The sequence below is a fragment of the Roseococcus thiosulfatophilus genome, assembly GCF_017311575.1.
GTDB classification, from domain to species: Bacteria; Pseudomonadota; Alphaproteobacteria; order Acetobacterales; family Acetobacteraceae; genus Roseococcus; species Roseococcus thiosulfatophilus.
Genome location: NZ_JAFFQY010000011.1, coordinates 102,430 through 128,513 on the forward strand (window position 1 = coordinate 102,430; position 26,084 = coordinate 128,513).

General features: G+C 72.5%; 19 protein-coding genes. 13 read left to right on the forward strand and 6 right to left on the reverse strand.

The window, feature by feature from the left end; translation table 11 throughout:
- Positions 1-43 precede the first annotated feature (43 nt).
- From JTN19_RS06175 to JTN19_RS06185, 3 genes are all read left to right on the forward strand, one after another.
- Complete coding sequence (locus JTN19_RS06175; RefSeq protein ID WP_206931037.1) at positions 44-1,129, forward strand: LLM class flavin-dependent oxidoreductase; 1,086 nt, start codon at positions 44-46, stop codon at positions 1,127-1,129.
- 478 nt (positions 1,130-1,607) lie between these two features.
- Positions 1,608-6,314 (forward strand): hypothetical protein, encoded by a 4,707-nt coding sequence (locus JTN19_RS06180; protein ID WP_206931038.1) that lies wholly within the window; start codon positions 1,608-1,610, stop codon positions 6,312-6,314.
- A 16-nt stretch (positions 6,315-6,330) separates the two neighbouring features.
- Positions 6,331-9,966, forward strand: coding sequence for a hypothetical protein (locus JTN19_RS06185; protein ID WP_206931039.1), 3,636 nt, complete (start codon positions 6,331-6,333; stop codon positions 9,964-9,966).
- A 21-nt stretch (positions 9,967-9,987) separates the two neighbouring features.
- Here JTN19_RS06185 and JTN19_RS06190 read toward each other — a convergent pair whose 3' ends face one another.
- Positions 9,988-10,197, reverse strand: coding sequence for a DUF2934 domain-containing protein (locus JTN19_RS06190; RefSeq protein ID WP_206931040.1), 210 nt, complete (start codon positions 10,195-10,197; stop codon positions 9,988-9,990).
- Between the two features lie 243 nt (positions 10,198-10,440).
- On the opposite strand from JTN19_RS06190, the gene JTN19_RS06195 reads away from it, so the two are divergent.
- From JTN19_RS06195 to JTN19_RS06210, 4 genes are all read left to right on the forward strand, one after another.
- The gene (locus JTN19_RS06195) at positions 10,441-11,445 is read left to right on the forward strand and encodes an SDR family oxidoreductase (protein WP_206931041.1); all 1,005 of its coding nucleotides are present in this window, start codon (positions 10,441-10,443) and stop codon (positions 11,443-11,445) included.
- Positions 11,446-11,532: 87 nt separating this feature from the next.
- A complete protein-coding gene (locus JTN19_RS06200; protein WP_206931042.1) occupies positions 11,533-12,531 on the forward strand; it encodes an NADP-dependent phosphogluconate dehydrogenase in 999 nt (332 codons plus the stop codon).
- Between the two features lie 3 nt (positions 12,532-12,534).
- Positions 12,535-14,607 (forward strand): glycoside hydrolase family 15 protein, encoded by a 2,073-nt coding sequence (locus JTN19_RS06205; protein WP_242530912.1) that lies wholly within the window; start codon positions 12,535-12,537, stop codon positions 14,605-14,607.
- On the forward strand, positions 14,511-14,846 hold the full coding sequence (locus tag JTN19_RS06210; RefSeq protein ID WP_340643290.1) for a sensory rhodopsin transducer: 336 nt from the start codon (positions 14,511-14,513) through the stop codon (positions 14,844-14,846). Before JTN19_RS06205 ends, JTN19_RS06210 begins: the two co-directional genes overlap by 97 nt.
- A gap of 14 nt (positions 14,847-14,860) precedes the next feature.
- On the opposite strand, the gene JTN19_RS06215 is transcribed toward JTN19_RS06210, so the two are convergent.
- Positions 14,861-15,589, reverse strand: a complete 729-nt coding sequence (locus JTN19_RS06215; RefSeq protein ID WP_206931043.1) for a glutathione S-transferase family protein — start codon at positions 15,587-15,589, stop codon at positions 14,861-14,863.
- Between the two features lie 285 nt (positions 15,590-15,874).
- Here JTN19_RS06215 and JTN19_RS06220 point away from each other — a divergent pair, with 285 nt between their 5' ends.
- The 5 genes from JTN19_RS06220 to JTN19_RS06240 all read left to right on the forward strand — a co-directional run bounded on the left by JTN19_RS06220 (position 15,875) and on the right by JTN19_RS06240 (position 20,456).
- Positions 15,875-17,665 carry an NAD(P)/FAD-dependent oxidoreductase gene (locus JTN19_RS06220; protein WP_206931044.1) on the forward strand — a complete coding sequence of 597 codons (1,791 nt, stop codon included), beginning with the start codon at positions 15,875-15,877 and terminating at the stop codon, positions 17,663-17,665.
- 89 nt (positions 17,666-17,754) lie between these two features.
- Complete coding sequence (locus tag JTN19_RS06225; protein ID WP_206931045.1) at positions 17,755-18,402, forward strand: TetR/AcrR family transcriptional regulator; 648 nt, start codon at positions 17,755-17,757, stop codon at positions 18,400-18,402.
- A 106-nt stretch (positions 18,403-18,508) separates the two neighbouring features.
- The gene (locus tag JTN19_RS06230) at positions 18,509-19,546 is read left to right on the forward strand and encodes an arginase family protein (RefSeq protein WP_206931046.1); all 1,038 of its coding nucleotides are present in this window, start codon (positions 18,509-18,511) and stop codon (positions 19,544-19,546) included.
- Positions 19,543-20,151, forward strand: a complete 609-nt coding sequence (locus JTN19_RS06235) for an aminotransferase class IV (protein WP_206931047.1) — start codon at positions 19,543-19,545, stop codon at positions 20,149-20,151. The genes JTN19_RS06230 and JTN19_RS06235 overlap by 4 nt, the downstream gene beginning before the upstream one ends.
- Entirely contained in the window at positions 20,049-20,456 is a 408-nt protein-coding gene (locus JTN19_RS06240; RefSeq protein WP_206931048.1) for an aminotransferase class IV, read from the forward strand. The genes JTN19_RS06235 and JTN19_RS06240 overlap by 103 nt, the downstream gene beginning before the upstream one ends.
- Positions 20,457-20,520: 64 nt before the next feature.
- Here the strand turns inward: JTN19_RS06240 and JTN19_RS06245 are convergent, their stop codons facing one another.
- From JTN19_RS06245 to JTN19_RS20345, 4 genes are all read right to left on the reverse strand, one after another.
- Positions 20,521-21,495: a Bug family tripartite tricarboxylate transporter substrate binding protein gene (locus JTN19_RS06245; protein ID WP_206931049.1), complete on the reverse strand. Its 975-nt coding sequence runs from the start codon at positions 21,493-21,495 to the stop codon at positions 20,521-20,523.
- A 79-nt stretch (positions 21,496-21,574) separates the two neighbouring features.
- On the reverse strand, positions 21,575-22,987 hold the full coding sequence (gene pgmG / locus JTN19_RS06250; RefSeq protein ID WP_206931050.1) for a phosphoglucomutase/phosphomannomutase PgmG: 1,413 nt from the start codon (positions 22,985-22,987) through the stop codon (positions 21,575-21,577).
- Between the two features lie 31 nt (positions 22,988-23,018).
- Entirely contained in the window at positions 23,019-23,885 is an 867-nt protein-coding gene (gene galU, locus JTN19_RS06255; protein WP_206931051.1) for a UTP--glucose-1-phosphate uridylyltransferase GalU, read from the reverse strand.
- Between the two features lie 78 nt (positions 23,886-23,963).
- Positions 23,964-25,166 carry a D-alanyl-D-alanine carboxypeptidase family protein gene (locus JTN19_RS20345; RefSeq protein WP_206931052.1) on the reverse strand — a complete coding sequence of 401 codons (1,203 nt, stop codon included), beginning with the start codon at positions 25,164-25,166 and terminating at the stop codon, positions 23,964-23,966.
- A 307-nt stretch (positions 25,167-25,473) separates the two neighbouring features.
- On the opposite strand from JTN19_RS20345, the gene JTN19_RS06265 reads away from it, so the two are divergent.
- Positions 25,474-25,980, forward strand: coding sequence for a phasin family protein (locus JTN19_RS06265; RefSeq protein ID WP_242530914.1), 507 nt, complete (start codon positions 25,474-25,476; stop codon positions 25,978-25,980).
- Positions 25,981-26,084: the final 104 nt, after the last annotated feature.

Sequence of the window (26,084 nt, forward strand, 5' to 3'; positions counted from 1 at the left end):
CGCCACGCGCCGCGCCTAGCGTTGCGGGCAGGAGGAACGCCCCATGTCCGACCGCCTCGAATTCGGCTGGTACCTGCCCACCTCGGGCGACACGGTCTGCTATGGCGACCGTGGCAGCGACATCCCGCCCTCGGCCGAGATGTTCGATCGCGTGGTGATGGCGGCCGAGGCCGCGGGCTTCGAATACTTCCTGGTGCCCGTCGCCGCGCCGTGCTGGGAGGCCTTCACGGCCAGCGCCATGGCGGTGGCCAAGACGAAGACCATCAAGGCGCTGGTCGCCGCCCGCCCCGGCTACATCACCCCCCTGCAATTCGCGAAGATGATCGCGACCTTCGACCAGCTCTCGGGCGGGCGCATCGCCGTCAACCTCATCGCCGGGCAGAGCGAGGCGGAGAACCGCGCGGAGGGCGTGAACCTCGCCAAGGAAGACCGCTACGCGATGATGGAGGAGGATGTCTCCATCATGAAGGCGCTGTGGAGCAGCCCCACGCCCGTCACCTTCAAGGGCCGCTTCCACACCCTGGAAGGCGCGCGCATCGCGCCGCAGACGCTGCAGCAGCCCAGCCCGCGCTTCTACCTCGGCGGCGGGTCCATGGAGGCCTGGGAGGTCTCGGCGAAGCACGCCGACGTCCACCTCTTCTGGGGCGACACACCCGCCACCATCGCGAGCAACATCGCCACCCTGCGCGACATGGCCGAACGCCATGGCCGGCGCGGGGCACTCGGCTTCGGCATGCGCCTGCAGATCTGCTGCCGCGAAACTGAGGAAGAAGCCTGGGATGCCGCGCATGAGCTGGTCCGCGGCGTCACGGAGGAACAGACGCGCAAGGTGCAGGCCAACATCGCGGGCTCCGCTGCCAACCAGCGCGTGCAGCAGCTCGCCCGCGAGCATGGCGACCTCATCGCGCCCCACCTCTGGTCGGGCCTCACCCGCGCGCGCCAAGGGGCCGGCATCATGGTGGTGGGGAACCCGCAGCAATGCGCGGCCACCCTGCAGGAGTTCATCGAGGCCGGCTGCACCTCCTTCTGCCTCTCGGGCTACCTCCACGACGAGGAAGCGACCCGCTTCGCCCGGCTGGTCCGCCCCCTGCTCGCCGAGCGCAACCACGGGCGCATGCTGGCGGCCTGAGGCGCGAGCCACCAGCCTCCCAAACCCGCCAGGGGGGGATGACACGAGGCCGGCCGCCTGGTCGGCCCCGTGCGGGAACGGCGTCATGTGCCGTGACCGGCCGCTTGCGGGTGGGTGTGCGAGGGCCGCGGCGTCGCGGGACGGCGCCGACGCCGGACAGTCAACCCATGGATCGCTCGGGCGCGACCGTTCGCGGCGCCGCCGCAAACCCTGGGTGGCCATCCCCCGCAGGCGCCGGCCAAATGGCACCCCCGCACGCCGGCGCAACGAAGAGTTGAAACATCTCGCTGAACGATACTTCAGAGCATAAAGCATCAAGTTTCACGCCTGCGTCGTGACTTGAGATGCGCGCCGCGTCCAAAAGAAAAACATTGAACTTCGACCCCTGCCTCGTGTCCGCTCCCCCGGCTGATCGGCGGGCGAACCGCCATCGTGACGGCATGAGCAGGGCGGAGAGCGCGCAATGTCCGATGATCATTTGACCGCTCTGCGTCGCATCCTGCTCGAGGATCTCAGCGCACGTGACGTTACTTCCGCCGCATCGCTGCGTGCGCTGGAGGAATTGCTCGGTCGCGCCGCGAAGGCGTCGAACCTCTCGCTGCCCGAGGCGCCCGAGGCCGCGCGCGGCATCGAGGACCTGGTGCCCACCCCCGCCGTCAGCACCCCGCCCCTCGGAGGGCGCGGCCCCGCCGGCCCCGTGACGCTGCTGCGGCACGAGGCGGGCCCGCGCCTGCTCGACGCCGCGCGCGCCGATCCCGCCATCCGCAACCTCCAGCCCGCGGAGGTGCTCGGCCCCTTCCGCGACCGGCTGGGGCGCGACGTGGTGATCGACGTGCTGCGGCCCGTCCGCAAGGTCGCGTTGCGGACCAGCGCCTCGGCCACGCCCTGGCTGCTGTTCACGCGCGCCAGGCTGCCCCGCGCGGGCGAGACCTCCGTGGCGATCCGCGCCGGCACGGTCTGGATCGCCGCCAGCGCCCTCGTCGCGGGGGCGCCGGCGAATGGCTATGTCGGGCTGCTCGTCGAGGGCGGCACGCTGGACCTGCCCTCGGCCCCCACCATCAGCGGGGATGACCTGATCCTCGGCGGGCAGCGGCGCGGCCGGCTGCGCCTGACGCTCCGCCAGCCCGCGGGCCCGACGGGCGAGGTCACCGCCCCGCCGCCCGCGGAGGTGACGCTCGACTGGACCACGCGCGGGGTCGCGGCGGGGCTGACCGCGACGACGGTGACGGTGGGCGCGGTTGGCCTGGCCTTCTCCCCGGCCAATGGGCTGCGCCATGACGCCGCGCGGGGCGAGATCGCCTGGACCTGCACGGTGGCGCCCGACCGGCTGGATTCGGCGGCGCTGACGCTGGGCGGCGCGGAACTCGCCGGCGCCACGCGGCTGGCGAGCCCGGGCTGGGCGGTGCCCATCACCACCACGGCCGATCCGCTCAGCCTGCCGGAGGCGGCCGGCCTCTTCGCCTGGACCGTCGCCTTCGCCGACGCGGTCACCGCCCGCTGGCCCGGTGGCCCCGCGACGCCGGCACGCCTTGCCGCCGCGCGGCTCGCCATCGCCCCCGGCTCCTTCCTGCTGCAGGACCAGGCCACGCCCGGCGCGGCGGGCGACCGGCACCGCTTCCAGCTCTGGCAACTGCCCGGCCGGCCGCACCGCGCCAACGTTTCGGTCACGCTCACGGCGCCCTTCGCCTTCTCGACCGGCTGGACGGCGGAGGGCGGAGAGTTCGTGGCCTTCGAGGGCCTGCTCTCGGGCCGCCTGGACCGGCCGGTGGACGCGATGGGCGTGCCCGTGCCCTTCGTGGACGAGCCGGTGCGGGTGCAGATCCTCGGCGAGGGTGACAGCCGGCAGCTTCGCATCGCGGCGACCGATCTCGGCCGGAGCGTCGCGCCGTCCCGGCGGATGCTGGTGCTGGAGAACGCCTACCTGGCCGCCGGCGCGCTGCGCTTCGTGGGGATGGCCGGCGCGCTTCACGGCGGCACCGAGGTGCGGGATGCGCGCGCGGGCCTGCTGGTGCCGGTGCTCGGCTGGATCCCGACGCTGCCCGACCCCTATGTGGACAACCTCGACCCCGACCAGGGCAGCTTCGCCGGGCGGCAGGTGGTGGCGAACCTGCTCGGCCTCTTCGCCTGGGAGGCGGGCGAGGCCGAGTTCACGCTGAACGGCCAGCTCAGCTCGCCCACCGCCCGCCAGGGCAACCCCTCCAAGGGCGGCACTCGGCCGCTGCGCGCCAGTGACGGGGAGCCAGCCTATCGCGGCCAGACGGCCCAGGGCGCCCGGATCCCCCAGGGCAAGGGGATCCGCGACGAGCGCGTCAGCGCCGCGCCGGCGCGCGCCCAGCCGGGGCAGCCCGCCGAGGCCTCCCGCGCGGCCAACGCCATCTTCGAGCGCAACCTGACGGAGATACGGCTCGGGCCCACGGCGCTGCTGCTCGACGTCTCGACCGCGCGTCACCAGGTCGGCGTGGCGCTCAGCCTGCTCGCGGGCGACACCTATGCCAGCGTGTCCGCGCCGCCCCCCACCGCCGTGCGCTTCCTGGTGCAGGGCATGCGGCTCGGCACCCTGCTGTCGGCGCTGCGCGTCTTCGCCCTGCCGCAGATCCAATGGGAGCCGGTCCGCACCCTGGACATAGACCAGGACCCGGTCACGCTCGGCCTCTTCCCGACGCCGCTGGCCTCGGCGTCGGATGGCGGGCCCACGGTGATCGCGGCCAATGCCGCCACCCTCGCCCCCGCGATCCCCGATTTGGCGCTCGACGGCGCGCTCGCGGCCTTCGAGGGCGGGGAGGGCATGACGGTCGTCACCACCCTGCCCTTCGGCCTGCGCGCGCTGGTGCGGCTGCGCCCGCGCGCCACCGGCGGCCGCGCGGCCGATACCGCGAGCTATGTGCGCCCCAGCTTCGACGGCGCGCTGCCGCTCTCGGGCGGGTTGCAGCTCGCGCTCGAGGCGCAGGGCGGCCGGGGGGTGGCGGGCGCCGAGAGCCCCTCCTTCGACGGCCTCGCGGTGCAGACCCTGAACGGCGTGGATCTGCTCACTGGCGCGCCGCTCGACATCAGCGTGCTGGGCGCGACGGTGGGCAGCGCGGGCTCGGTCGAGACGCTGTTCAACCAGGAATTCGCCCTGGCCCGCCCGCGCGTGCCGGTGACGCGCTACGACATCTCGGGCTACGGCGCCTCCACCTTCAGCGACTGGGCGAACCCCAAGGGCAGCTACGCCGAGACGACGCGCGCGCAGTTCCAGGTGATGGTCGGGCGCACCGCGCTGGAGGTGGTGAAGGTCGCGAGCGTGCTCTACCCCTGGGGCATCCGGCTGACGCGCTCCGTCACCATCGAGCGGCGGGGCGGCGGCGGCGTGCTGCGGCGCGACAGCGGCTGGCAGGCGCAGACGCCGGGCCTGTTCGACTTCACCACCGACACCCGGCCGACGCAGCCCTTCGAGATCCATCCCGGCCTGATCCGCGGCATCCACGCGGTCGAGCGGGTGCGCCCGCTGGCGAACGCGGCCATCCCGCTGCCGGGCGGCGGGGCGGTGCTGCCCATGGCCTTCGACGCCGAGGTGGCGCTGGAGGGGTTGCAGGGGCCGGGGCGCACGCGCGCCATGGGCCTCGTGGGCTACCTGCATCTGGCACCGCTCGGCCAGCCCATCACTCCCGCGGCGCTGGCCGAGCTGATCCGCCACCAGGGCGCCATCGGCGGGCCGGTGGACGCGCTGGTGGATGTCGGCGGCTCGGGCTTCGTGCTGCGGGCGCTGCGGATCGAGGTGGGGCTGTCGGAGACGGCGGGCAACCTCCGCTTCGTCGGCGCGGTGCGCGGCGCGCCACGCTTCGGCCCTTCGGGCGCCTGGTCCGTCGTGCGCCTGCCCGGCCCCGCCGGCGGCCCGCCGGGCGATGCGAGCGCCGTGGAGGACGGGCTGCCCGTGCTGCGCGAGGGCAGCGCCCAGCCCGGCGACAGTCAGGTGATCAACGCGCCGCTGACCGGCCCCTACCGCTTCGCCGACCCGGCGGACCTCTTCGCCGGGGCCACCCCCGCGACCGATTACGGCCTGCTGCAGGGCGACACGACGCACCGCTTCCTGTTCCGCCGGCCCATCCTGCCGGCCGGCACGCGGCGGCTGGAATCCGCGCTGCCGCCCGCCTTCGTGGACTTCTTCGCCGCCACCTCGTCCAAGGGCCTCTTCCCGCCCATCGCCAACGCGATCCAGCTGACCGACCGGGCCTACCGGCTGGAGGTGCAGCCCGGCACCGGCTTCCTGGGCTTGCAGCCGGCCGTGGACCTCACCGCGCCGCGCCCCGACCTGGTGATGTCCGAGACGGTGGCGGATGCCTTCCGCATCGCCTATGGCGGGGCGCGGCTGCGCTTCAGCCTGGGCCCCACCGACTGGTCGCTGGAGTTCGACCGGCTGGAGCTCTGGACCGACACGGCGGATGTGCCGCAGCTCAGCGGGACGCGGGTGAAGCTGCAGGGCGGAACGGGGCGCCGGGCGCAGCTCGACCGTATCCAGACGCTGATGAGCCCGGTGCTGGAAGGGCTGTTCAACGCGCTGCCGATGATGGGCAACCGCGGGACGCACGGCCCGGTGGACCTCGGCGCGACCAACCTCAAGGTCGGCGGCAAGTTCACGGCCGGGCTCGACACCATCATCGAGGCGCCGCCCTACGTCGCCATCCGGCTCTACGCGCTGCTCGAGTTCGCGGAGGAGATCAAGTCCGGCAGCCCCGCCGCCGTCTCGCTCGGCGCCAAGACGGGCTACGAGGCGCGCTTCAGCATCCCGATCGAGCCCTATCCGGTCGCGGTGATCTTCGGCTGGCAGATCACGCTGGGCGGCAAGGTCTACCTGAAGGGGCCGGATGCCGGGAAGACGAAAGGGCTGATCGAGGCGCGCATCTACATCGGCCTCGCCTTCGGCAAGGACCTCGGGCCCTTCAAGGCGACGGTCGCGACCGGTGCCGGGCTGATCATCATCCGCGGCAGCGAGATGGGGATCGGCGGCTTCATCTTCCTCGAGATCAACGCGAAGCTCGATCCGGTGGTGAAGCTGAAGATCACCGGCGAATTCGCCTGCCTGCAGATCGAGAAGCCCGACGGGAAGTATCACCGCTGGAGCGGCTCGGTGGGCATCAACGTGTCCTTCTTCATGGTCATCTCGATCAAGATGTCCGCCGACGTCAGCGACGAGAAGAAGGTGGATTGAGAATGGGGATCCAGCGATGAGCACCGCACCCGCGCGCCTGACCCTCGCCGCCTATCTGGACCGCTGGGACCCCGATGCCGGGCGGCTCTCGGTCAACATCCTGGTGGTGCCGGTCGGCGACCCCTTCGCACCGCTCTCGCAGGGCTGGCCGGGCGTGCCGGCGAGCCCGCCCTTCGCGGGCGCGACGCTGGACGTCGTGGCGCATCTCGGCACCGACCCCACGCGCCCCCCCACCGATGCCGATGTGCCGGCCGGGCCCGCCACCTTCACCCTCGCCCCGCCGGCCGAGCAGGACGCCATCCTGCGCCACATGGCGGCCACCTATGACGTGACGGCGGGCCAGGATGCGCCGGTGCGCAGCGGCCGGGCCAACCTCAAGAAATACCTGCCCACCTCCTACCGCGAGGCCTTCGGCTTCACCGCGCCGGCCACCGCGCTCGCCGTCACGGATGACAGCTATCACTGCGCCCGCCGCTGCCCGCCCGAGGCGACGCCGCCCGGCACGCCGTGGGAGACCAGGATCAGCTGGGGCGACGTCTTCGCCATGCTGCTGCGCCAGCCCCGCGTCGCGCGCGCGGCGGGGCTGATCCATACCGTGACGCTCGATGTCGGCACGACGCTGGCGGCGGGCGGCTGGCTGTTCTTCCGCCTGGCGCCGGGCGGCACCTTCCAGGCGCAGGCCGCGGCCTCCGCGGGCTTCGCGCGCAGCTTCGCCACGCGCATCCCGCCACTGGCCGGGCGCCGGCCGGTCTTCACCGCCGTGCTGTTCCCCGTGGCCGCCAACGCGGCCGCCGCCGCCGCCTTCGGGCCGCTGGACCAGGCCTATCCTGAGGCGGTGGCCTATGACGACGGCTTCGCGCGCATCGTCCATGCCAGCCAGGCGCGCACCGCCGACCATGGCGAGGATGACGCGAACGACGATTTCCCGCTGCCATTGCGCGACGAGGGCGTGCGCCTCGGCTGGGACGACGAGAGTGTGGTGGAACGGCTGGACCGCGGCCTCTCCACCGAGACGCCGGAGGGCGCCCCGCTGCCCGATGCGCCGACCGGCGCGGCCGGCTTCCGGGTGGATGTGCGGCCGCAGGGCGGCGGGGCCTGGACCTCGCTGAACCTGATTGACAGCGCCGGGCTCATGGTCGGCGCGGCGATGATCCCGCCCTTCCGCAGCGAGCTGCTGGTGGAGGTGCATCCGAGCCAGCTCGGCACGCAGTTCTGGGTGCCGCCCTGGTACACGCGCTGGCGCGGCGGCTCGCTCGTGGCCGAGAGCCGCGACGAACGCGACATCACCGACCCCGAGCGCGTCTCGGAGCCGCCCTATGAGCCGGCGCAGCCCGGGCCCCTGCCGCTGCGCTATGGCGAGAGCTACGAATTCCGCGTCCGCATGGCCGACATCACCGGCGGCGGCCCGGGCCCGGACGAGGCGCCCTTCCACGAGGGCGAGGCGCCGGTGGCCGCCCTGCCCTTCCGCCGCTTCGTCCCCCTCGGCGCGCTCGGCGTCGCGGCGCGCGGCGCGACGCCGGCGGCGGGCTTCGCGCTGACCCGCCCGCGCATCGGCTGGCCCCAGGCGGGTTTCGCCGGCGCGGTGGACGCGGCGGCGCGGCTGGCCGCGCAGGCGCGGGCGAACCGCGCGGGCGGCGTGGTCGTGCCGCTCGGCCTGCCCGACCCGGACGCGCTCTTCGTCGAGATCCGCGTGCTGGTGCTGCACCCGCGCTTCGACCCGCTCGGCGACGAGGCGGGCTATGTGGAGCTCTACCGCACCACGCGCGCCTTCCCCGCGCTGGACGCCGGGGGCGAGGAGACGGGGCCGCTCGACATCGGGTTCGACTGGGTGGATTGCGCGCGGCTGTCGGACGTGGCCTGGCCCGACCCCGCGGCGCCCGCCGGCAGCGTGACGGGCCCGCTGCCATTGCCGACCGCGCGCGCGGTGCGGGTGGAGGCGCGGGCCATGGGCCAGGCCGATGCCACCTATTTCGGCGACGCGCGCGCGGCCCTCGGCGACGTCGCCCTGCTGACGCCGCAGCCGCTGCGGCGCAACGCGACGGCCGAGGCCGCGCCCTTCTTCCGCCCCGTGCAGCCCGCGGCCGCCCTGGCCACGGTGCTGCTCCGGCCCGACCCCGTCTCGGAGAACGGCTCGGAGGCGCCGGTCGTGCAGGCGCGCCCCGCCGCCGTGCTGGCGACGCGGCTCGCGGGCGCGGTGGGGCTCGTCGAGGACGAGGCGGTTCTGCTGGATGCGCCGGGACGGCGGACGCTGTTCGCCTGCCACGGCCTGAAGCACGCGCTGGCGCCCGATCTTTCCAGCCTGCAGCTCACCTCCCTCGCGGAGCTGCCGGGGCGCTGGATCGGCGTGCTGCGGCTGGACATCGAGCGGGACTGGAGCTGGCTCGGCTACCAGGACGGCACCTTCGTGGTGACGCGCACCATCTCGCTGGTCGGCACCGGCGAGGTGCGGCAGCGGCAGCTCGGCGTCATCGGCATCCAGAACACGGTCGGTCTTCAGGCCGTGCGAGGGGCCGTGCAGCGCGACCGCTTCCACCTCTGCATCCTGGACGCCTTCGAGCCGATGCTGGGCGCGGACGGCCTGCCCTATGAGCTGGACGTCCGCTACGAGGTCCGCGCGCGGCTGCGGACCGGGCCCGAGCAGGTCTTCACGGTGGAGACGCGCCTGCCGGTCACGACGCCCCCCGACCAGGTGCCGCGCGTGGTCGCGACCGGCCATGCCTTCAGCGACTACCGGGTGATCGGCGACTACGAGGAAACGGCGGCGCGCGAGCGCGTGCTGTGGATCGAGATGGCCGAGCCCCTGCGCGACCCGCGCGACGCCTATTTCGCGCGGCTGCTGCACGGCACGACCGACCCGATGCTGATGCCGGCGGCGGAGCCCCTGGCGGACCCGCCCGCCTATGACAAGCCGCCGCTCGACCCGGAGCTGGTCCGGGTGATCCGCCCCGGCCAGGTGCGCGACCAGGCGGGGCTCTCGATCGCGCAGCGGCTGATCCCCTGCGCCACGCCGCCGGGCGTCGCGCCGCGCCACTTCCTGCTGCGCATCCCGCCCTCGCTCACGCCCCACGCGCCGGAGCTGTTCGGCTTCTTCACCTACGAGCTGACGGTGGGGCATGACGAGCCGCTCTGGGTCACGGCGCAGGGCCGCTTCGGGCCGGGGCTGGTGCTGGAAGGCGTGCAGCACCCGCCGCCGCCGCTCGCGCTCGACATCCGCCGCGACAAGCCGGGGCGGCGCATCGAGCTGTCCTCGGGCTTCGCGCGCGCGGTGCGGGACGGGCGGGACCTTGGCCCGCGCGAGCCGGCGACCGAGCTCTGGCTCGTGGCCTATGCGCGGCTGCGCCAGGCGGATGGCACGGCCTGGCGGAACGTGAAGCTCGCGCAGCGCCGGGCGGCGCCGCAGCGCAGCCGGCGCGCGCGGGCCTCCAACCTCGCGGGCGGGGTGGTCGGCACCGCGGCGTGGACGCAGGACGAGTTGCGCCAGCGCCTGGCCATCTTCGGGCTGCCCGAGAACACGCCGCTCACCTTCCTGGCGGTCGAGCTGCTGCCGGAGCCGAATGGCCGCTTCGACAACCCGCTGCAGGGCGACCTGGGCCAGGTGCGCATCCTGCGCACCTCGCGCCTGGTCACCGCGGGCGATGCCTGCTGCGCCTGAGGTGGCGGCGGTGCGGCAGGGTCAGGGCTTGGCCGGGGCCTCGGCCTCCTCCGCCGCCGGGGTGGCCGGCGGCCCGCCGAGCTTGGCGCAGGCCATCATCCAATGCGCCTCCGCGCGCCCGTCCGGGCAGCCTTCCTCGATCCAGAGGAAATAGGCGACTTCGCGGAGCCGGCCTTCGTCCAGGCCGTTGGCGTCGGCGTCACCGGGCTTGGCGTCCATCGTATCGGACATCTTGTCCTCCCTTCTTCCTGGGCGATGACGGAGGCTTCGCATTTCCCGTCATGCACCGCCTTGATGCGCGTCAACCCTCCATGCCCGCCCCGCGCCGGGAGGTTCCCCCACCGCATCCTCACGCAACCCGGGGGCGCCATCCGCGATTAATCCCGCTGACGCCGCCCATCGCCGCGAGATGGGCCACCACGCCGAACAGAAGGGCGCGCACCGCAGCCGGGGCGGCCCCGGAAGGACAGCGCGATGCCGAAGCCACGCACGGTCGTAGTCACGGGCGGATCCGCGGGGGTTGGGCGCGCCACGGCGCGCGCCTTCGCGCGCCTGGGCTGGAATGTCGCGCTCATCGCGCGCGGGCGGGAACGGCTGGAGGCCGCGTGCGCCGAGATGACCGAGGCGGGAGCGGCCGGCGTGCTGGCCATCTCCGCCGATGTCGCCGATGCGGACGCGGTGTTCGCCGCCGCCAGGCAGGTCCTGGACGGCTTTGGCGGCATGGATGTCTGGGTCAACAACGCCATGGCCACGGTGCTGGGCGCGGTGTCGCAGATCAGCCCCGCGGAGGTGCGGCGCGTCACCGAGGTGACCTATCTGGGCGGGGTGCATGGCACCATGGCCGCGCTGCGGCACATGCAGCCGCGCGACGCCGGCACCATCGTCCAGATCGGCTCCACCCTCGCCTATCGCGCCATTCCCCTGCAATCGGCCTATTGCGGGGCGAAGTTCGCGCTGCGGGGCTTCACCGATTCCCTGCGGAGCGAACTCATTTACGCGGGCAGCGCCGTGCGGCTGACCATGGTGCACCTGCCGGCCGTGAACACGCCGCAGTTCGACTGGGCGCGCAACCACATGCCGCACCGGCCGCGGCCGGTGGCCCCGGTCTTCACGCCCGAGGCCGTGGCCGAGCACATCCGCGACGCCGCCTTACAGGCCCCGCGCGAAATCTGGGTCGGCGGGCCCACCGTGCAGGGCATCCTGGGGCAGTTCGTCGGACCTGGCATGCTGGACCGCTACATGGCCCACACCGCGCATGACGGGCAGATGAGCGAGGAGCCGAAGCCCATGGCGCCCGACAACCTCTTCGAGCCGGCGCCGGGGAACCAGGCGGCCGATGGCAGGTTCGCGGGCGAGGCCCAGCACCATGTGCGTGCCTTCAACCCCACCGCGCTGCGCGTGGCGGGGGCGGTGCTGGGCGCGGGTGCCGTGGGCGGGGCCTCCCTGCTCGGCCGGCGGCTGTTGCGCGGCCGTCGCTGAGGCTTTCGGGCCACGCCGGATGACACCGGCGCAACCCCCCGGCAATCCCCGCATTCATCCTGGCAAGAACGGCAGGAGGGAAGGACCATGCGCGAGCAACAGCCATCGGCCGGTCCACGGGAGATCGGCATCGTCGGCCTGGGCAAGATGGGCGGCAACATCGCGCGCCAAGCCTTGGAGGCCGGGTTCCGCGTCGCGGGGCAGACCAAGGGCGAGGCGCCGCCGGAACTGGTCGAGGCCGGCCTGGAGGTGATGGAGAACCCCGAGGGGTTCCGCGCGGCGCTGAGCCGGCCGCGCCTGGTGTTCCTCTGGGTGCCGGCCGGCCCCATCGTGGACCAGATGCTTGATACGCTGGCCGATGCGCTGGAGCCGGGCGACATCCTCGTAGACGGCGGCAATTCCTACTGGGGCGATTCCATCGCGCGCCATGCGCGTCTGCGTGAGCGGCAGATCCGGTTCGTGGACCTGGGCACGAGTGGCGGCCTCTCCGGCGCGCGGGACGGCGCCTGCTTCATGGCGGGTGGCGAGGCCGAGGCGGTGGAGCGGCTGGAACCCGTCTGCCGGGCGCTCGCCGTCGAGGGCGGCTTCGTCCATGCGGGGGGGCCGGGCATGGGGCATTTCGTGAAGCTCGTCCATAACGGGATCGAGTTCGGCATGCTGCAGGCCATCGCCGAGGGCTACGCGCTGCTGCGCCACCACGAAAAGCAGCTCGACCTGCAGGGCACCCTGGAGGCTTGGCGCCATGGCTCGGTCATCCGCTCCTGGCTGGTGGATCTGCTGGCGGAGGCGCATCGCGGCGATCCCGGCCTCGGCCGTGCCGAAAGCGGCTACATCGAGGACACCGGCGAGGTGAACTGGCTGGTGATGGACGCGATGCGGATGGAGGTGCCCGTGCCGGTCATCGCGCAATCCGTCATGCAGCTCTTCGAATCCCGCCGCGCGCCCGCCGAACGGGATGGGGCGCGCGCCATCATGGCCATGCGCCACGGCTTCGGCGGCCACCCCTTCGGCCCGGAGGAATCCATCGCGAAGGAGCGCAAGGAGGGCCGCGTCGGCCCCATCCGCCCCCCGATGGGAGTGGATTGACCGATGCCGGGTCCGAACGGGCTGGCCGCCCTGCCCCCGCCGGGCCGCGAGGCCGAGCGCGACTTCCTGCCCATCAGCGCCTATGGGCTGATCGGCGACGGCCACGGCGCCGCGCTGGTGGGCCGCGATGGTTCCATAGACTGGTGCTGCTTCGAGCGGTTCGACGCGCGGCCCAGCTTCGCGCGGCTGCTCGACCGCCGCCGGGGGGGCTTCCTGCAGCTTCGCCCGGAGGGCGAGGTGACGGTGGTTCGCCGCCGCTACCTGGAAGAGACCGCGCTGCTGGAGACCAGCTTCGAGACCGGCACCGGCATCGTTGTCGTCACCGACCTGATGCCCATCGCGAGCCGGCCCGATGGCAGCGCGGGCCCCGCCGGCTGGATCGTGCGGCTGGTGGAGGGGCGGCGCGGCGAGGTGGCCACGCGGGCCAGCCATCAGCCCATCGCGGATCTCGGCGCGCCCCAGCCGGACATCCGGCTGGGGCGGGACGGATGCTGCGTGCTGCCGGAGGGCTGCCCCACCCTGCACGCCGACACCCCCTTCACGCTGCACCCGGGCGCGGGCGAAGGGGCGCCCGTCACCGCGGTCGCCTCCTTCACGCTGCGCGCAGGGGAGCGGCGCGCCTTCGTCCTGGCGCCGGCCGGCGCGGAGGTGGCGGACCCCGCCGCCACCGCCGCCGAGTTCTTCCACGCGACCCAGGCCTTCTGGCGCGAATGGGTGCGCGGCATCACCTATGCCGGACCCTACCGCGAAGCGGTGGTCCGCAGCGCGCTCGTGCTGAAGCTGCTGATCTACGCGCCCACCGGCGCGATGGTCGCCGCACCCACGACCTCCCTGCCCGAGGCGCTGGGCGGCTGCCGCAACTGGGACTACCGCTTCTGCTGGCCGCGGGATGCCTGCTTCGTTCTCTATGCCTTCCAGAAGCTGGGGCTGCGGCAGGAAACCGAGGGCTTCTTCCGCTTCCTGCTGGAGGCCGCCAAAGGGACCCTGCCCAGCGTCCCGCCCCTGTTCAGCCTGGATGGCAAGCGCTGCCACAAGGAGCGCACCGTGGAGGAGGCCGAGGGCTACATGGGCAGCCGCCCCGTCAGGCTCGGCAACGAGGCGGCGGAGCAGCACCAGCTGGACGTCTATGGCCAGCTGCTGGACCTGATGCACCTGCACGCCCGCGGCCGCGAGCCGTTGAATGGCGACCTGCGGCGCGTGGGCACGGCGCTGGCGGACCATGTGGCGGCCCATTGGCAGGACCCCGACCACGGCATCTGGGAGCCCCGTCTGCCGCCGCGCCGCAACACCCACAGCGCCATGATGGCCTGGGCGGCGCTGGACCGCGCGCAGGACCTGTTCGGCCCCCATCCCGGCTGGGAGGAAGCACGGCGCGGCCTGCTGCACGACATCCGCACACGCGGCGTGCACCCCGAGGGCGGCTACCTCACCCAGGTGCTGGATGGCGAGGATGTGGACGCCGCGCTGCTGCTCGCGCCCATGATCCACCTGCCGGTCGAAGACGCGGTGCTTGAGCGGACGGTGGACGCGGTGATCGGGCAACTCGGCGAGGGGCCGCTGGTCTGGCGCTATCGCAGCGAGGACGGCCTGCCCGGCGAGGAAGGCAGCTTCCTCGCCTGCGCCTTCTGGCTGGTGGATGCGCTGCTCGTCCTCGGCCGTGGGGAGGAGGCGCGCGCGCGCTTCGAGGCGCTGCTGGCGCTGGGCAATGACCTTGGCCTCTTCTCCGAGGAGATGGAGGCGGATGGCACCTTCCTCGGCAATTTTCCGCAGGCCTTCACGCACCTGGCGCTGCTGCAATCTGCGCTGATGCTGGATCTCTACGAGGCCGGCGGGGCCGAGGCGCTGCGGGGCACGCATGCGGACCGCGCCGGACGCATCGCCGCGCGGCGGGAGGATGCGACGGCCGGGCAGGAACGGGCGAGACGAGAGGAGGAGCGTGCACGATCGGGCAAACGACCTGGGCGATCGCGGAGGGCTACATTCCCTCCGAAAGCACCGGCGAGGGGCGCGCCATGGAGAGCCATGAGACCGCCTGCATCCTCAACCCCAATGACCGCGACGCGATGGTCGAGGTGACGCTCTTCTTCGCGGACCGCGAGCCGGTCGGGCCCTATCGCGTCGCGGTGCCGGCGCGCCGGACGCGCCATCTGCGCTTCAACGACCTGTCCGAGCCCGCGCGCGTGCCGCGCGACACGGATTACGCAAGCCTGCTCCGCTCCGACGTGCCGGTCATCGTGCAGCATTCGCGGCTGGATTCCCGGCAGGCGGCGCTGGCGCTGATGTCGGCGCTGGCCTATCCGGCCGGGAATTCCTGAAGCCGGCGGCGGCCCTACAGGTCGAGCTCCGGGTAGTTCCGGAAGATGCCGTATTCGTTGAAGGGAATGCGGCGTTCGCTCGCCAGGTAGGCGGCGATGCGCGGCCGCGCGGCCACCGCCTTCGCCAGCGCCGCCACCTGGGGCGTGCGCCGCAGCGCCCGCCGGGTCGCCTTCGGGAAGGCGTAGCCGAGCCCCGCGACAAGCTGGAACAGCGAGAGATCCGCGTAGGAGATGCGCGCGCCCACCAGGTGCCCGCCGCCCTTCGGATTGCGCTTCAGCACCATCTCGAACCAGCCGAGGAACTTGGGCATGCGGTGGCGGCAGAAATCCTCCGCGCGCCGCTTCGCCTCCGGCTTCTGGTCCTCGTAGTAGAGCTGCGACGCGACGGGGTGTTGCGTGTCATGCGCCTCCGTCACCGCATCGGCGATGGTCAGCTGGAGCTGGTGCGTCCAGAGGCGGCCGGTCTCGGTGTTCGGCGCCAGGCCGTGCCGGTCGCCCAGGTAGAGCAGGATGGCGGCGGTCTGGCCGATGACCCGCCTGCCATGCCGCAGATGGGGCGGCGCGAAGGGCGGGGTGGCGAGGCCGGCCTCGGTCAGGCCCGCGGCGACGAGGCGCGAGGCCTTGCCCTCCGCCCCCTCCTGCGCGACGTCGCGATACGCGGCGCCGGCCTCCTCCAGCGCGAGGCGCACGAATTCGCCCCGCCCCTGCAGGCCGGGCCAGTAGAGCAGTTCATAGGACGCCACGGGTCACCTCCAACGCTGCGACGGAGGTTCAACGCATGAGCGCGGCTTGAGGCCGGCACCGTCGCCCGCCTTGCTCCCTTCGCCGAAATCCTGGGCATGGTGCCAGGGCGGGGCACGACCCGAGGCGCGCCCTCCACCACCAGGCGCATCCGCGCCGCGAAGCTTCGACCACGCCAAGGCAGAAATTCGACTTTTTCCGAGTTTCGGCGGCTTGCACGACATCGCGCCCGGGTGCGAAGGTCGCCCCCGGCGCCGGCCGCGCGGCCGCGCCGGGGGAGAGCTTCCATGCTGCATCTGACGGCCGAGGATCAGGCCCGTTCCTGGCTCACGCGCCTCTCCGTGGCGCTGGGCGCGGGGAAGGCGCCCGCCGTCGCCGAGCTGTTCGACACCAACGGCATCTGGCGCGACCTGCTCTGCTTCACCTGGTCCATCGCCACCTTCGAGGGCCGGGCGGAGATCGAGGCCATGCTGGCGAACTGCCTGCACCGGGCCGCTCCGCGCCACCTGACCCTCGAGCCCGGCACCGCGCGCGACACCGAGGGCCTGGTCGAGGCCTGGTTCACGCTGGAGACCTCGCAGCTGCGCGCCCGCGGCCATCTGAGGCTGCGCGAGGGGCGCTGCCAGACGCTCTTCACCACGGCCCGCGCCATCATCGGGCATGAGGAACGCGCCGGCCGGCGGCGTGAGCGCGGCGCCCCGCCAGGCCCCGCGCGGCACGCCGAGACCTGGACGGAGCGGCGCCGGCGGCAGGCCGAGGCGCTCGGCCGCAGCGAACAGCCCTATTGCCTGATCATCGGCGGCAGCCAGGGCGGGCTCGCGCTGGCGGCACGGCTGCGCCGGCTGGACGTGCCGACGCTGGTCATCGACCGCCTGGCGCGCCCCGGCGATGCCTGGCGGCGGCGCTACCGCTCCCTCTGCCTGCACGACCCCATCTGGGCGAACCACCTGCCCTACCTGCCCTTCCCCGACCACTGGCCGGTCTACATCCCCAAGGACCGGATGGCCGACTGGCTCGATGCCTATGCCGGCCTGATGGACATTGATTTCCAGGGCGGCACCGTCGCGCGGCGCGCGCGCTTCGATGAGGCGCGACAGGGCTGGTCGGTCGAGGTCGAGCGCGAGGGCGTGGCGACGACGCTGCACCCGCGCCAGCTCGTCATCGCGACCGGCCTGTCGGGCGCGCCGGCGATCCCGCGCTTTCCCGGCGCCGAGACCTTCCGCGGCGTGCAATGCCATTCGAGCGCCTTCGAGGGCGGCGCGGGCCATGCCGGCCGGCGCGCCGTCGTGATCGGCTCGAACAACTCCGCGCACGACATCTGCGCCGAGCTCTGGGAACAGGGCGCCTCCGTCACGATGGTCCAGCGCTCCTCCACCCTCGTTGTCCGCGCCGAGACGCTGTTCCGGGAGATCACGAGCCGGCTGTTCTCGGAGGACGCGCTGGCCGCGGGCATCGGCACCGAGCAGGCCGACGACATCGCGGCCTCACGCCCCTTCGCCATGCTGACGGAGCTGCACCGCGGCCTCTACCGTCGCATCCGCGAGGTGGATGCCGAGTTCTACGACAGCCTCGCGCGTGCGGGCTTCATGCTCGATTTCGGGGAGGACGAGACCGGCCTTTCGCTCAAGTATCTCCGCCGCGCCTCGGGCTATTACATTGACGTGGGCGCCTCGGGCCTCATCGCGCGCGGGGAGGTGGCGCTGCGCAGCGGCGTGGAGGTGGCGCGGCTGCGGCCGGAGGGCGTGGAGCTTTCCGACGGGACGCTGCTGCCCGCCGACCTCATCGTCCATGCCACCGGCTACCAGCCGATGGAAAGCGTGATCGCGGAGCTGATCTCGCCGGAAGTCGCGGCGCGCGTGGGGCCTGTCTGGGGCCTCGGCTCCGGCACGCGGCGCGACCCCGGCCCCTGGGTGGGCGAGCTTCGCAACATGTGGAAGCCGACGCGCCAGCCCGGCCTCTGGCTGCAGGCCGGCAACCTGCAGCAGGTCCGCACCTATTCGCGCATCCTCGCGCTGCAGATCCAGGCGCGGATGCTGGGCCTGCCGACGCCGGTCCACGACCCCAAGGCGCTCGGCTGAGCCCGCCAGGCGGCGGCTTGCCGGGACGAAGGGCTCACCTATCCTCGGTCCCGCGCCGATCGGCGGCGCGTCGTGAGGGAACAGGCGGCATGGCGGGCGAGGCGGAACCGCAGCGGCAGGCGCGCGGCAGGCAGCGGGCCGGGCGCATCCTCGATGCCGCCGACGGGCTGATCCGCCGCGACGGCCAGGTGGGCCTCAGCCTCCAGCAGGTCGCGGAGGCGGCGGGCATCCCGCCCGCATCGCTCTACCATTACTTCCCGACGCCCCAGGCGCTGCTGACCGGCCTCGCGCAGCGCTACATCGCGGTCTTCGAGACGCTGGCCGCGCGCGAGATGGATCATGGCGGCCTGACCTCCTGGAGCGACCTCTGCGCGCGGCATGCCGAGACGGCCCTGGGCTTCTACCATGAGCATCCGGTGGCGATGCGCCTCTTCCTCGGCCCCGAGAGCGGCTGGGAGATCCGCCACGCCGACCTTGCCGCCAACCGGCGCATCGGCGGCATCTACTATCGCAAGCTGATCCGTCACTTCGCCGTGGCCGAGAGCGCGGCGCTGGAGCAGGCGATGGTCATCGCCGTCACCATCTCGGACGCCATCTGGGCGATGTCCTTCGCGCGGACCGGGGAGGTGGAGCCCGCCATGGCGCGCGAGGCGCTTCGCGCGCGGCTGGCCTATCTGCGGCTCTATGTCGGCGAATATGTGGAGAAGCGGGCCAGGCCGCTTGACCCCGCCGCCTGATCCCGCGGCAAAACTCGGGAATTTTCGAATTTCCTTGCCCCGCGCCGCCCGGCATGTGACCCTTCCGAAACTCGGTCCTGTTCGAGTTTCAGCCAGGGGTCGCCACGTGCTCGTTCTTCATTCGCCGCTCCAGGCGCGGCACCACTCCCGCCAATTCCTGCGCCATGGCCGCTTCGTCGCGACGCGCGACGTGCCGGCGCGCGCGGACAACATCCTCGCCGCGCTGCGCGCCGACGGCCACGTGATCCGCGAGGCGCCGGACCATGGCCCCGCCCCGGTCGCCGCCATCCACACCCCGGAATACCTCGACTTCCTCGCCACCGCCTGGGCCGAGTGGCAATGCATCGAGGGCGCGGCGGAGGAAGTCATACCCTATGTCTTCCCGGTGCGCGGCATGGACCATGCCTACCCGACCTCGGTCGCCGGGCGCGCGGGCTGGCACGCGCAGGATCTCTGGGCGCCGATCGGCGAGCACAGCTGCGCCGTGGCCATGGCCTCGGCCAATTTGGCGGTGGAGGCGGCCGCGCAGGTGCTCGCCGGCGCGCCCATGGCCTATGCGCTGTGCCGGCCCTCGGGCCACCACGCCTTCGCCGACATGGCGGGAGGCAACTGCTTCCTGAACAATGCCGCGATCGCCGCCCAGCACCTCCGGCGCGGCCATGGCCGCGTCGCGCTGGTGGATGTGGATGTCCACCACGGCAACGGCACGCAGGCCATCCTCTATGCGCGCGACGACGTGTTCTTCGCCTCCCTCCACCGCGACCCGGTGGACTACCACCCCTTCTTCTGCGGCCACGCGCAGGAACGCGGCACCGGGGCGGGGATGGGGTGCAACCTCAACCTGCCGCTGCCCGCGGGCTCGGGCGATGGGGCGGTGCTGGCCGCGCTCGAGACCGCCTGCACGCGCATCACCGCCCATGGCGCGACGGCGCTGGTGGTCTCGCTCGGCGTGGATGGGCATGAGGAGGACCCGACGCAGGGCCTCGCCATCACCCATGACGGTTTCCGGCGCATCGGCGCGCGGCTCGCCGCCCTCGGCCTGCCCACGGTGATCGTGCAGGAGGGCGGCTACAACATCGGCACCATCGCCCGCTGCGTGCGCACCGCCCTCGCCGGCTTCGAGGGAAGGGAGGCAGGCGCATGACGCACGAGGAGGAACTCGCCCCGATCCGGGGCGTCGCCTATATGGATGGCCGCTTCGTCCCGCTGGCCGAGGCCGCGATCCCGGTGGTGGACCGCGGCTTCGTGCGCTCGGACGTGACCTATGATGCCCTGCATGCCTGGAAGGGCCGCATCTTCCGCCTCGATGACCACATCGCGCGCTTCGAGGCCTCGATGCGCGGGCTGCGCATGCAATTGCCGCACAGCGGGGCGGACATCGCCGCCATCCTGAAGGAATGCGTGCGCCGCAGCGGCTTCCGCGACGCCTTCATCATGGTGATCTGCTCGCGCGGGGTGCCGCCGCCCGGCACGCGCGACCCGCGGCTGTGCCGCAACCGCCTCTATGCCTGGGCGCAGCCCTTCATGAACATCGCCGAGCCCCGCCAGCAGGCCGAGGGCTTCCGCATGATCCTGGCGCGGACGCAGCGCATCCCCTCCGAATCCCTCGATCAGCGGATCAAGAACTTCCACTGGCTCGACCTGACATGGGGCTGTTCGAGGCCTATGAGCGCGACGCCACCGTCGCGATCCTGCCCGCCGCCGACGGCACCATCACCGAGGGCCCGGGCTTCAACATCTTCATCGTGAAGGATGGCGTGCTGGCGACGCCGGCGCAGGGGATGTTCGAGGGCATCACGCGCCGCACCGTCACCGAGATCGCCGCCGACCTCCAGCTGCGCTGCGAGATCCGCGCGGTGCGCGCGGAGGAGGTGCTGGCCGCGGACGAGATTTTTACCAGCACCACCGCGGGCGGGATCAGCGCGGTGACCTGGTATGAGGGCCGCCCCGTGGGCGATGGGCGTACCGGGCCGATCACGCGCCGCATCCATGACCTGTACTGGCGGCGCCATGAGGACCCGGCGCTGAACACGCCCGTCGACTTCGCGGACTGAGCGCGGCCGCCGAGGAGGGCGGCCTGGGACGCCGCGGCCCCCCCTCCCCGCCTGCGGCCGTGGGTCACATCTGGATGTTCAGGGCCTGCACCAGCGGGCGCACGGCGGCGATCTGGTTGTGGACGGAGGCGCCGAATTCCTGGGCGCTGTTGCCGCCGGGTTCCGCGCCCAGTTCCAGGATGCGGCTGGCCACGCTTTCGTGGCGCGCAGCGGCGGCGAGTTCGCGGTGCAGGCGTTCGAGCACGGGCGCAGGCGTGCGGGCGGGCGCGAAGAAGCCGTTCCAGCCGAGGAGTTCGGCGTTGGGGAAGCCTTGTTCGCGCACGGTGCGGACCTCGGGCAGCACGCGCGGGCGGCGGTCGGCCAGGGTGGCGATGGGGCGCAGCGCGCCGCCGCGGATGTGCTGGAGCGAGGAGGAAAGCTGGTCGCCGCCGAACACCACGCGGCCGGCCAGCAGGTCCTGCACCAGGGGCGCCGCGCCGCGGAAGGGGATGTGCTCCATCTGGAACTGCCCGTCGCGCTTCAGCACCTCGCTGATCATGTGCATGGTGCTGCCGGGGCCGGTGGAGCCGTAGAAGGGCGGCGGGTTCTGGGCCTTCGCCCAGGCGACGAATTCCGTGAGGTCACGCGCCGGCACCTGCGCGTTGGCCAGAAGGATCATAGGGACCGCGGCGCCGAGGGTGATGGGCGCGAAATCCGTCTCGATGCGGTGCGGCGCGCGGCCGGCGATTTCGAGCGCGGCCGTCGTGGTGGAGAAAGTCAGGTTGTGGAACAGCAGCACCTGGCCATCGGGCGGGGCCTTGGCCACATAGTCGGCGCCGATGGAGCCCCCGCCCCCGCCCCGGTTCTCGACCACGGCGGGGCCCAGGGTGTCTCCCAGGCGCTGGGCGAAGATGCGCGCCAGGATGTCGGTGGTGCCGCCCGCCGGAAAGGGCACGACGATGCGGATGGGGCCGCTCGGCGTCCAGGACTGGGCGCGCAGGACGGCAGGTGCGGCGGGCAGCCCGGCAAGGGCCAGGCCGAGCGTGCGGCGGTTGAGCATGGGTCCGTTCCTTCCAGCCGCGCCGGCTCTTTGCTGTCCGGCGCATGGAAGGAAGGGTGGGCGCGTCGCCGCGCGCCCGTCAATGCCCCGCGTTTTCGCCCGAGAAGTCGGGCGCGGCGAGGCCCGAGGCCTCGATCTGCGCGGCGAGCTGCGCCTTGAGGCGTTCCAGCCCCTCGGCGCTGGAGGCCTCGGCACGGGCCACCAGCACGGCCTGGGTGTTGGAGGCACGCAGCAGCCACCAGCCATCGGGCGTGTTCACGCGCACGCCATCCACCGCGGAGACATCGGCGCCCTCGGCATCGAGGCGGGCGGCGACCTCGCGCACCACCTCGAACTTGCGCGTGTCCTCGCAGTTGAAGCGGAGTTCGGGCGTGTTCAGCACCTGCGGCAGCCCCGCGCGCATCTGGGCCAGGCTCTGTTCGCTGCGGGCCAGGGTGTCCAGCAGCCGCAGGGCGGAATAGAGCGCGTCGTCGAAGCCATACCATTTGTCGGCGAAGAAGATGTGGCCCGACATCTCGCCGGCCAGCGGGCAGCCCGTCTCCGCCATCTTTTGCTTGATGAGGGAGTGGCCGGTGCGCCACATCAGCGGCGTGCCGCCGGCGGCCGCGATCTCGTCGAACAGCACCTGGCTTGCCTTCACATCGGCGATGATGGTGGCGCCCGGGTGGGCCTTCAGCACGTCACGCGCCAGCACCACCAGCAGCTGGTCGCCGAAGAGCATGTTGCCCTCGCCATCCACCACGCCGATGCGGTCCGCGTCGCCGTCGAAGGCGATGCCGAGGTCGGCCTTGGTTTCGCGCACCTTCGCGATGATCTGCGCGAGGTTCTTCAGCACCGTGGGGTCGGGGTGGTGGTTGGGAAAGCGGCCATCAATCTCGGCGTTGATGACGTGGTGGGTGCCGGGAAGCTCGCGCACCAGGCGCTCGGTGATGGCGCCGCCCGAACCATTGCCGGGGTCCCACACCACGTTCAGCTTCTTGGCGCCCCCGCCGTAATCCTGGACCATGCGCGCGATATAGGTGGCGGACACATCCACCTCGCGCGAGGAGCCCTTCGCCTCCGGCACCACGTCGCCCTCGGCGGCCATGCGGCCGAGTTCCTGGATGTCCTTCCCGAAGAACGGCTTCTTGCCGATCATCATCTTGAAGCCGTTGTAGTCGGGCGGGTTGTGGCTGCCCGTCAGCATCACCGCGCCATCGGCCTTCTGGTCGTAGCTCGCGAAGTAGAGCATGGGCGTGGGGCCGCAGCCCACGCGCACCACCTCCATGCCCGACGCCACGAGGCCGGCCACCAGATGGGTTTCCAGCTCGGGCGAGGACAGCCGCCCGTCACGCCCCACCGCCACGCGGCCGCCGCCGGCGCGGGCCACGATGGTGCCGAAGACGCGGCCGATGGCGAAGGCATCCGCCCCATGGAGCGTTTTGCCCACGATGCCGCGAATGTCGTATTCGCGCAGCGAGGTCGGGTCGAAGCGGTGGGTGAAGGCGTCCATCAGGGGCGTCCGATCGGGTGCGGGGGAAGGGTCAGCGGTAGCGGTCGAGGAAGCCGCGCACCGCGGGCGCCAGCTCCGGGCGTTCCAGGGCGAAGGCGATCTGCGCCTCCAGGAAGCCCAGCTTGTCGCCGCAGTCGAAGCGCCGCCCCTCATAGCGCAGCCCGTGGAAGGGCTGGGTGCCGATGAGCTTGGCCATGCTGTCGGTCAGCTGCACCTCGCCCCCCGCGCCCTTTTCGAGCTTGGCCAGGTGCGTCATCACCTCGGGCATCAGCACGTAGCGGCCGATGATGGTGAGGTTGGAGGGCGCCTTCTCGACCGGCGGCTTCTCCACCAGCCCCTTCACGGAGACGAGGCGGCCCATGTCCTTCTCGATGTCGAGCACGCCATACTTGTTCACCCGCTCCATCGGGACTTCCTCGATGGCGACGACATTGCCGCCCGTCTCGCGATAGGCCTCCGCGAGCTGGGCCACGCAGGAGGTCTCGCACTGCATCAGGTCGTCGGGAAGGATGATGGCGAAGGGGTCGTCGCCCACGAAGGCGCGGGCGCACCAGATGGCGTGGCCGAGGCCCATCGGTACCTGCTGGCGGACGGTGACGATGGAGCCGGGGGTGACGGCGAGGCCGCGCAGCTCGGCCAGGATGTCGGCCTTGTTGCGCTCCTCCAGGCTCTTTTCCAGCTCATAGGCGATGTCGAAATGCTCGACGATCGCGGTCTTGCCGCGGCCGGTGATGAAGCAGAACTGCTCGATGCCGGCGGCGCGCGCCTCGTCCACCGCATATTGGATCAGCGGGCGATCCACGACGGGCAGCATTTCCTTCGCCACCGCCTTCGTCGCCGGCAGGAAGCGGGTGCCGAAGCCTGCCACGGGCAGGACGGCCTTCTTGAGGGGCTTCATCACGTGGGCTCCTTTACCGGTGCAAGCCGTTGTTGCCACGGCCAAGGTGCCACCGGCAAGCCAGCCCCCGGCTGCGCCTCAACGCGTGCCCGCGACGCGCTGCGTGCCGGGCGGGGTGGCGCGGGTGCCGCGGGGCGCATTGGCCGGGGCGCGGCGCGCGGCGGCGCTGGGCTGGGTCCGGGCGGCCGCCTGGGTGCGGGCGGGCTGGGTGCGCGCGGCCTGCCGGCGCGAGGGCGCCGTGCGGGCGGCCTGGGCGCGGGCGGGCGGCCGCGCGGCGGCCTGGGCGCGCGCGGGCGGCCGGGCGGTGGCCTGGGCGGTGGCGGGCGGGCGCGCGGCGCGGGCGGCGACGGCCGCGGGCACGGGCGGCGGCAGCCCACCGCCCACCGCGCGGGCGGCCAGTACCCGGCCGGCGGCGGCGGCCGCGGCCATCTCGGCGGCGGCGGGCGGGATGCCGCGCACGCCCTGGCGCGCGAAGCCCTCGTCGAAGAGGCTCGCCATCTGGGCGTTGCGCTCGCGCCAGTTGGACCCGCCGAAGACGGCGCCCACGAGGCGCACCCCGCCCCGCTCGGCGGAGGTCAGGATGTTGTAGCCCGAGGCGCGGATATAGCCGGTCTTGATGCCGTCCGTGCCGGGGTAGTCCACCAGCATGCCGTTGTGGCTGCGGATCAGGCCCTGGTTGTGCCGGAAATGGGTCGCGCTGAAATAGTGGTAATGCTGTGGGAAATCCTGCAGCAGGCGGCGGCCCAGCAGCGCCATGTCGCGCGCCGTCGTCACCTGGTCGGGGTCGGGCAGGCCCGAGGCATTGCGAAAGACCGTGCGCGTCATGCCGAGCTGGCGGGCGCGCAGCGTCATCTGCCGCGCGAAGGCCTCCTCGCTGCCGGCCAGGTGCTCGCCCACCGCGGCCGCCACGTCATTCGCCGAGCGGGTGACGAGGGCCAGGATGGCCGTCTCCACCGAGAACAGCGTGCCCACGGGCAGGCCGAGCTTGGAGGGCGGGCGGGACTGCGCCTCCGCCGACATGCGAATCGGCGAGTTGAGCGCGAGCCGCCCGCCCTGCATGGCCTCGAACAGCATGTAGAGCGTCATGGCCTTGGTGAGCGAGGCTGGGTGGCGCAGCGCATCGGCATGGTGCGACACCAGGATGTTGCCGGTCTGGTGGTCCAGGACGATGGCGGCGTAGCGCTCGCTCCGTTCGATGGCGGCCACCTGGGCGCGGCCGGGCGCCATGGCCGCGAGCAGAAGCACCACGGCAAGGCCCAAGGCCTGGAAACGACACGACATGCAGCAATCCCCCCGGATCGGTCAGGGACGCGGCCTCCCCCAAGGCTGAGCGTCCCGTCCGCGCAATCAATCAGCGATGCGGAGGGATGTCCACCGGTTTCGGGCCACGCCCGCGCTTTTGGGGCAGCGGATGGGCTGACGGGAATTTTGTGCGCTGCACCATTTTTCCTTGAAATGCCCGGTGTGGCCCGCTAGATCACACTCATGCTGCATCGCAGCAAAGCCCGTCGTGGCCGCTTCGCCACGACAAAACGTGCCGCCTCGCCCCATCCAGGCCGAGAGGCGGTCTTGGACAAGGATGACGCAGATGGCCACCCAGGCTGACATGAAGAAGGCGATGACCACCGCCGCCCAGACCGGCGCCGACCAGGCGAAGAAGATCATGGAGGACGGCGCCACCCAGGCCCGCGCCACCATGGAGAAGAGCATGGAAGCCGCCCACAAGGCCACCGCCGACATGATGAAGGTGGCCGAGGACGCGGTGGAGTTCAGCCGCGGCAACCTCGAAGCCATGACCAAGGCCTCGCAGGCCTATGTGACCGGCGTGCAGGACCTGTCGCGCCAGACCATGGCGATGTTCCAGACGATGTCGGAGCAGGCGATGGAAGGCATGAAGACCCTGTCTTCCGCCAAGAGCCTGAAGGAAGCCGCCGATTTCCAGGCCTCCTTCGCCAAGGCCTCGCTGGAGCGCGCCATGAATGACGGCGTGAAGCTGCAGGAGACCGCGCTGAAGGTCGCCGAGACCTCCATCGAGCCCATCGCCGCCCGCATGACGGCCGCGATGGAGAAGATGGGCAAGCCGCTGGCCGCCTGACGCGCTGCCCTCCCCGCGAGGGCATGAGCGAACATGGCCCCGGGTTCCGCAAGGAGCCCGGGGCTTTTGCGTTGGGCGGGCCGCATGGCATTTTCTTCGCCCCG

Bases quoted from the DNA above. Each gene is read 5' to 3' on its own strand.
- JTN19_RS06205 (WP_242530912.1), top strand. From the start codon at position 12,535: ATGCCGGGTCCGAACGGGCTGGCCGCCCTGCCCCCGCCGGGCCGCGAG.
- JTN19_RS06200 (WP_206931042.1), top strand. From the start codon at position 11,533: ATGCGCGAGCAACAGCCATCGGCCGGTCCACGGGAGATCGGCATCGTC.
- JTN19_RS06195 (WP_206931041.1), top strand. From the start codon at position 10,441: ATGCCGAAGCCACGCACGGTCGTAGTCACGGGCGGATCCGCGGGGGTT.
- JTN19_RS06175 (WP_206931037.1), top strand. From the start codon at position 44: ATGTCCGACCGCCTCGAATTCGGCTGGTACCTGCCCACCTCGGGCGAC.
- JTN19_RS06185 (WP_206931039.1), top strand. From the start codon at position 6,331: ATGAGCACCGCACCCGCGCGCCTGACCCTCGCCGCCTATCTGGACCGC.
- JTN19_RS06245 (WP_206931049.1), bottom strand. From the start codon at position 21,495: ATGCTCAACCGCCGCACGCTCGGCCTGGCCCTTGCCGGGCTGCCCGCC.
- pgmG (WP_206931050.1), bottom strand. From the start codon at position 22,987: ATGGACGCCTTCACCCACCGCTTCGACCCGACCTCGCTGCGCGAATAC.
- JTN19_RS20345 (WP_206931052.1), bottom strand. From the start codon at position 25,166: ATGTCGTGTCGTTTCCAGGCCTTGGGCCTTGCCGTGGTGCTTCTGCTC.
- galU (WP_206931051.1), bottom strand. From the start codon at position 23,885: ATGAAGCCCCTCAAGAAGGCCGTCCTGCCCGTGGCAGGCTTCGGCACC.
- JTN19_RS06240 (WP_206931048.1), top strand. From the start codon at position 20,049: ATGGGGCTGTTCGAGGCCTATGAGCGCGACGCCACCGTCGCGATCCTG.
- JTN19_RS06190 (WP_206931040.1), bottom strand. From the start codon at position 10,197: ATGTCCGATACGATGGACGCCAAGCCCGGTGACGCCGACGCCAACGGC.
- JTN19_RS06220 (WP_206931044.1), top strand. From the start codon at position 15,875: ATGCTGCATCTGACGGCCGAGGATCAGGCCCGTTCCTGGCTCACGCGC.
- JTN19_RS06235 (WP_206931047.1), top strand. From the start codon at position 19,543: ATGACGCACGAGGAGGAACTCGCCCCGATCCGGGGCGTCGCCTATATG.
- JTN19_RS06265 (WP_242530914.1), top strand. From the start codon at position 25,474: ATGGCCACCCAGGCTGACATGAAGAAGGCGATGACCACCGCCGCCCAG.
- JTN19_RS06225 (WP_206931045.1), top strand. From the start codon at position 17,755: ATGGCGGGCGAGGCGGAACCGCAGCGGCAGGCGCGCGGCAGGCAGCGG.